A 5,404-nucleotide genomic window follows, 5' to 3' on the forward strand; every position below is an offset into this window, starting at 1 on the left:
ACTTCACCCGCCGCTCGCTCGTGTGGTCGGCGAGGATGAGCTTCTTCGAGCGCGTGCCGTTGACGATGTAGGCCACCCAATCGTCGAGGTTCGGCGTTCCGCGCCAGGCGACCGTGACGCCCGAGAGGCGCATGCGGCGACGGCCTTCCACCTTCGCGAGCGGCTTGCGGCTTCCGTCCATTGTGCCCTCTATCTCGCTACACTGCGCCGGTCGGGTGGGACCGAAGAGCGGGTTGAGCCAAGTCTGAGAACATTGCCTGCCAAACTTACGAGCGGCGCGATTTCCGTGTCAAGGTCTCCTTTGTCCGCTAGAAATGCCCGCGCGAGGCGATGCGATGGCGCGCGGACCGCGTGTAATCGGGAAAACTTCGTGGTCTGCCCTCCGTGGACGAATGGACCGGCACAATTCGCCAGCCTGCCCGCGAGACCGCGCCAGGGCGTGTGATTTTGGCGTCTGTGGATAGCGGTGGACATGTGGATAAGCTGTGAGCAGTTTTTGGCGCGCCGCCGGCTCAGGTGCGCGCGGCGAGGAGCCGCTCGAGGATCTCCCGCGCGAGAATGGGGCCGCGCGTGATGAATCCGGTGAAATATCCGACCGCGGTCGCGCCTTCCCGGAGGAGCTCGAGGGCTTTTTCGGGCGAATCCACGCCGCCGGTGGCGATGATCTCGAGCCCGGCGAATTTCGCGCGCGTCCGCCGCAGGTTCGCGAGCGTGTGGGCGAAGATCTCCGGTCCGGAGAGGCCGCCGATCCTCTGGGACAGCCGCGGCTCGTCCACGCGGCGTGTGTTGCCGTAGTTCACGATGCGGATCCCGGCCTCGAGCGCGGCCGGGATGATCTGCGCCTCGTTCGCGTCCGCAAAGTCGGGCGAGAGCTTGACGATGAGGGGCTTCGCCGTGGCCGCGCGCACGGCCCGCAGGAGCGTCACCAGCTCCGCGGGCCGGCGGCTCCACTCGTAGACGAGCGCCGTGTTGGGCGAGGAGATGTTGAACTCGACCAGGTCGCCGAGCGGGCCGAGCGCCTGGACGAGCGCGACGTAATCGTCCACCGATTCGCCCGCGACGCTCACGATCAACGGCACGCGGTGCGGCAGCCCCGCGAGCAGGGCACGGAAAGCCTCGAGCCCTGGGTTCTGAAAGCCGTTGCAGTTCACGAGGCCGGGCCCGGCCGCGGTCCGCACGCGGACCAGGTTCGGCTGCGGATGGCCGGGCCGCGCCTGCCGCGTGATGGACTTCGCCGTGACGGCGCCGAAGCCGAGCCCCATCGCGCGCCGGAGGATGCGCGGGTCGTAGTACATCGCCGCGAGGATGAGCGCGTTCGGCAGCCGCACGCCGCCGAGCGTCACCGCGAGGCGCGGGTCCTCGAGGCGGAACGCGCCGAGGCGGTCCCACGGGAGGAGCTTGAGCGCCGTCTGCCCGAGCGCGATCGCCGTCGGCTCGGGAAGGCGGCAGAGCAGGCCGTCGTAGAGGACGCGGTAGAGGGCCCCGATGGCTCGCGTCATGCGGAAACCGCCCGAGAATAGCACACGGTTCTTGACGATGGGGGACGGGGCCTTTAGGGTAAGGCATTGATTCACATCGTGAACTCGCGGGTCCTGCTCGCGCTCGGTGCGGCGCTCCTCACGGGGGCGTGCGCGATCGGCCCCCTCGGGGTACCGCCGCTCGACGGCGCCGCGGGCGACGACGTCACCGCGCCGGCCTTCGTCTTCGCCGCGGACACGTTCGCCTTCCCCAACGAGATCCGCGCGCGGCACCCGGACGTCCACGACCTCTACGCGAACTATTGCTTCGTGCTGGCGCGCGGCGTCCGCCAGTTCCAGCAGTTCGCGCGGTTCGACCCGGCGCTGCCGAAGCGCGACCACGCGGGCTACGTGGCCCTCGTGCGACGCATCGCGGCGCGCGCGCCCTGGGAGCCGGCGCTGCCGTCGGCGGAGCGCGTGCCGATCCCCGGCTACGCGGACCTGCGCGAGTTCTCGCGCGCCGAGGAGTCGGCGGTGAAGGAGGGGCTCGGCGGGCGGTTCTGGACGATGGCGCACTGGACGAACTGGCGGGTCGGCTTCGTCGTGACGCGCGCCCACCAGGAGAACGTCGCGCGCGAGATCGTCGAGGAGCTCCGCGCGGGCCGCCTCGTTCAGCTTCTGATCACGAACTGGCCGAAGCCCGAGCTGAACCACACGGTCGTCGCGTTCGCGGCGCACGACACGGGCGCCGGCATCGACTTCAGCGTCTCGGACCCGAACGACCCGAGCGAGCCCGGCGTCCTCACCTGGCGCCGCGCGACCCGGCGCTTCTGGGCGACGCACGTCTACGACACCGAGCCCGGCGACATCCGGGTCTTCCGGATGTACTTCTCGCGGCTGCTCTGATGACCCGCGTGCCCGCCGCGCCGCCCGGCGCGCTCACGCTTCCGGACACCCCGCCGCGCTGGTACGCCCACGACTGGAACCGCGCGGCCGTCTATCGGGTCGGCGCGGGCGTCCTCGGCGCCCTGCCGCGCCGCGCGCGGCTCGGGCTCGCGGCGGCGGTCGCCGCGGTGGCGCCGTTCCCGGCCGAGCGCGCCGTGGTCCGCGCGAACCTCGCGCGCATCGCGCCCGGCCTCACCGCGGCGGAGCGCCGGGCCCTCGCGCGCCGGGTGTTCCGCTGCTTCGCCATGTGCTTCGCCGATCTCCTCACCGCGAACCGCTCCGACAGGGAGGCCGGCGCCCTGCTCGCAGGCGTCGAGGGCGAGGAGCATCTCCACGCCGCGCTCGCCGCCGGGCGCGGCGTCATCTTCCTCACGGCGCACTTCGGGAACTGGGAGCTCGCCGGCCGGCTCCTCCTGCGCCGCTTCCGCCGGCCGACCCACGTGCTGGTCGCCGCCGAGCCCGATCCCGGCGTCGAGGCGTTCCTCCGCGGCGGGGGACCGCTCAGGTTCGTGACGCGCGATCATCCGGTCGCGGGGGTGACGCTGCTGGCGGCGCTGCGGCGCAACGAGGTGGTCGCGATGCAGGGCGACCGGGGGCTCGGCACTCGCGGCGACCTCGCGCTCCCGTTCTTCGGCGCCCCCGCGGCGTTCCCGCTCGGGCCGTTCGTGCTGGCGCGCGCCGCGGGCGCGCCGCTCCTGCCGGCCTTCTGCGCGCTGCGCGACGACCGGCGCTACGCGGTCACGCTCGGCGCCCCGATCCGCGTGGCCCCCGAGGGCGAGGCCGCGGCGCTCGTGGCGTGGGTGCGGGTGCTCGAAGACCGCGTGCGGCGCCAGCCCGAGCAGTGGTTCAACTTCTTCGACGTCTGGGGCGGCGCCCCTGCGCGCTGAGCCCGTCGTCATCGTGGCCGCGGGGGCCGTCACCCCGATCGGGGGCGATCTCGACGCCTTCTGGTCCGGGCTCGTGACGGGCAGCGACGGCATCACACGGATCGAGCGCTTCCCCGTGGACGACCTCCGCGTGGGGCGCGGCGGCGAAATCAAGAAGCTCCGCGCGGGGCGGCCGCCGGGTCCGGGGTGCCGCGCCTCACAGCTCCTCTTCGCCGCGGCGGACGACCTGGTGGCGCGCGCGCCGCTCGACGCGCCGGCCGGCCGCGTCGCCGTGGTCGTCGGCACCGCGCTCGGCGGCGTCGAGGAGCTCGAGGCCGCGCTCGAGCCCGGCGGCACCCTGCGCCAGGCCGCGGGCGCGCTCTACGACGCCCCCGCGCACGCGCTGGCGCGCCGGCTCGGCGCGCGCGGGCCGGTGCTGACCGTCTCCACGGCGTGCGCGTCGGGGGCGACGGCGCTCGGCGTCGCCGCCGACCTTCTGCGCGAGGGCGCCGCCGACCGCGTCGTGGCCGGCGGGTACGACGTCCTCTGCCGCTTCGTCATGCGCGGCTTCGACGCGCTCCGCTCGCTCACCCGCGAGCGCGTCCGGCCGTTCGACCGCCGTCGCAGCGGGCTCCTGCTCGGGGAGGGCGCGGGCCTCGTCCTGATGGCGCGCGAGGCCGACGCGCGGGGCCCGCGGCTCGGTCGCCTCCTCGGCCACGCGAGCGCGAGCGACGGCTCGCATCTGACGGCGCCCGCGCCCGACGGCCGGGGCCTCGAATTCGCGGTCCGCGCGGCGATGGACGAGGCGGGCGTCGCGGCGTCGGACGTGGACTTCGTGAGCGCTCACGGGACCGCGACGCCGTTGAACGACCGGGTGGAGACCGAGGTGCTCCGGCGCGTGCTGGGGCCGCGGGCCACGGCGATCCCGATGAACTCGATCAAGGGCGGGCTCGGCCACACGATGGGCGCGGCGGCGACGCTGGAGGCCATCATGTGCCTGCTCGCCTCGCGCGAAGGCGTCGTGCCGCACACGGTCGGCCTCGAGGAGCGCGATCCCAGCTGCGATCTGGACTACGTCGCCGCGGCGCCGCGCGTGGCGCGGCCGCGCGTGAGCCTCAGCACCTCGCTCGGCTTTGGTGGGTGCAACGCCGCGCTCGTGCTGGAAGGGGCGGGCGCGTGAGGGGCGCGGCCGTCACCGGCGTCGGGCTCTTGACCGGGTGGGGCGAGGGCGTCGCCGCGCTCCCCGCCGACGCGCGGGCTTCCGCGGGCGGGCGGCGGATCGTCGCGCTGGCGCGCCCGGCGCTCGCGGGCGAGCGCTTCAGGCGGGCCACGCGCGAGTGCCTGCTCGGTGTCGCGGCGGTCGAGGCGCTGCTCCGCGACGCCGGCCTCGCGCGCGCCGACGTCGGGGGCAGCGACACGGCGCTGGTCTACGTCACCGCGGCCGCGTACGGCGCCTCGAACCTGGAGTTCGTTCGCGCCGGGGGAAAGCCGGGGGCGTTGCACTTCCCGTACACGGCGCCGAGCGCGGTGCCGGGGGAGGTCGCGATCGAGTTCGGGCTCACCGGCGCGTACACGATCCTGATCGGCGGGGCCGCGGCGACGCTCGACGCGCTCCGGCAGGCGACGCGCCTCCTGGCCGGTGGCCGGTGCCGGCGGGCGCTCGTTCTCGCGGTCGAGACGTTCGCCGAGTGCGAAGCGCTCTGGACCCGGGCGCGCTGGCTCGCCGGGCGGCCGCTGGTCGAGTCGGCGGCCTGCGCGCTCCTCGTTCCCGCGGACGCCGACACACCGCTCTCGCCGGCGCCCGGGCGCTCGGCCCTCGAGACGCTTGCCCGGGCGCGGGCCGGCGAGACGCTCGCCTGCGCGCCGCTCGTGGGGCTGGCGCTCGCCCGCGCCGCGGGCCCGGCCGGCGCGGTGACGCTCAGCGGGGAGTGGCGGGGCCGGCGCGCAGCGCTCGCGATTCAGGCACACTAGGAGGGCGATGGAACCCAAGGAAGTGCTCGACGAGCTGAAGACCATCCTGACGGCGCGGCTCAAGTTCGACCCGACGCGGGCCAGCGAGACCACGATGGAGACGGCGCTGCCCAAGGGCGTCGAGGGCTCGATCGGTCTCGACTCGCTCGACTTCATCGAGCTGTC

6 protein-coding genes are annotated in these 5,404 nt (G+C 74.4%); 4 read left to right on the plus strand and 2 right to left on the minus strand.

What is annotated here, in order from left to right:
* Together VKG64_05240 and VKG64_05245 are read right to left on the minus strand one after the other, a co-directional pair.
* Nucleotides 1-181: hypothetical protein (locus VKG64_05240; protein HKB24443.1), on the minus strand; the 181-nt coding region annotated here is incomplete at its 3' end.
* Between the two features lie 331 nt (nt 182-512).
* Nucleotides 513-1,499: a hypothetical protein gene (locus VKG64_05245; protein HKB24444.1), complete on the minus strand. Its 987-nt coding sequence runs from the start codon at nt 1,497-1,499 to the stop codon at nt 513-515.
* 78 nt (nt 1,500-1,577) lie between these two features.
* Between VKG64_05245 and VKG64_05250 the strand changes: the two genes are divergently transcribed.
* From VKG64_05250 to VKG64_05265, 4 genes are read left to right on the plus strand one after another with little or no spacing between them, the layout of a single operon-like run.
* A complete protein-coding gene (locus VKG64_05250) occupies nt 1,578-2,363 on the plus strand; it encodes a hypothetical protein (GenBank protein HKB24445.1) in 786 nt (261 codons plus the stop codon).
* Complete coding sequence (locus VKG64_05255) at nt 2,363-3,289, plus strand: lysophospholipid acyltransferase family protein (protein ID HKB24446.1); 927 nt, start codon at nt 2,363-2,365, stop codon at nt 3,287-3,289. Before VKG64_05250 ends, VKG64_05255 begins: the two co-directional genes overlap by 1 nt.
* 10 nt (nt 3,290-3,299) lie before the next feature.
* A complete protein-coding gene (locus VKG64_05260; protein ID HKB24447.1) occupies nt 3,300-4,448 on the plus strand; it encodes a beta-ketoacyl-[acyl-carrier-protein] synthase family protein in 1,149 nt (382 codons plus the stop codon).
* Entirely contained in the window at nt 4,445-5,239 is a 795-nt protein-coding gene (locus tag VKG64_05265) for a beta-ketoacyl synthase N-terminal-like domain-containing protein (protein ID HKB24448.1), read from the plus strand. The genes VKG64_05260 and VKG64_05265 overlap by 4 nt, the downstream gene beginning before the upstream one ends.
* Nucleotides 5,240-5,404 lie beyond the last annotated feature (165 nt).

The organism is Candidatus Methylomirabilota bacterium (assembly GCA_035260325.1).
In the GTDB taxonomy this organism is placed as follows: Bacteria; Methylomirabilota; Methylomirabilia; order Rokubacteriales; family CSP1-6; genus AR19.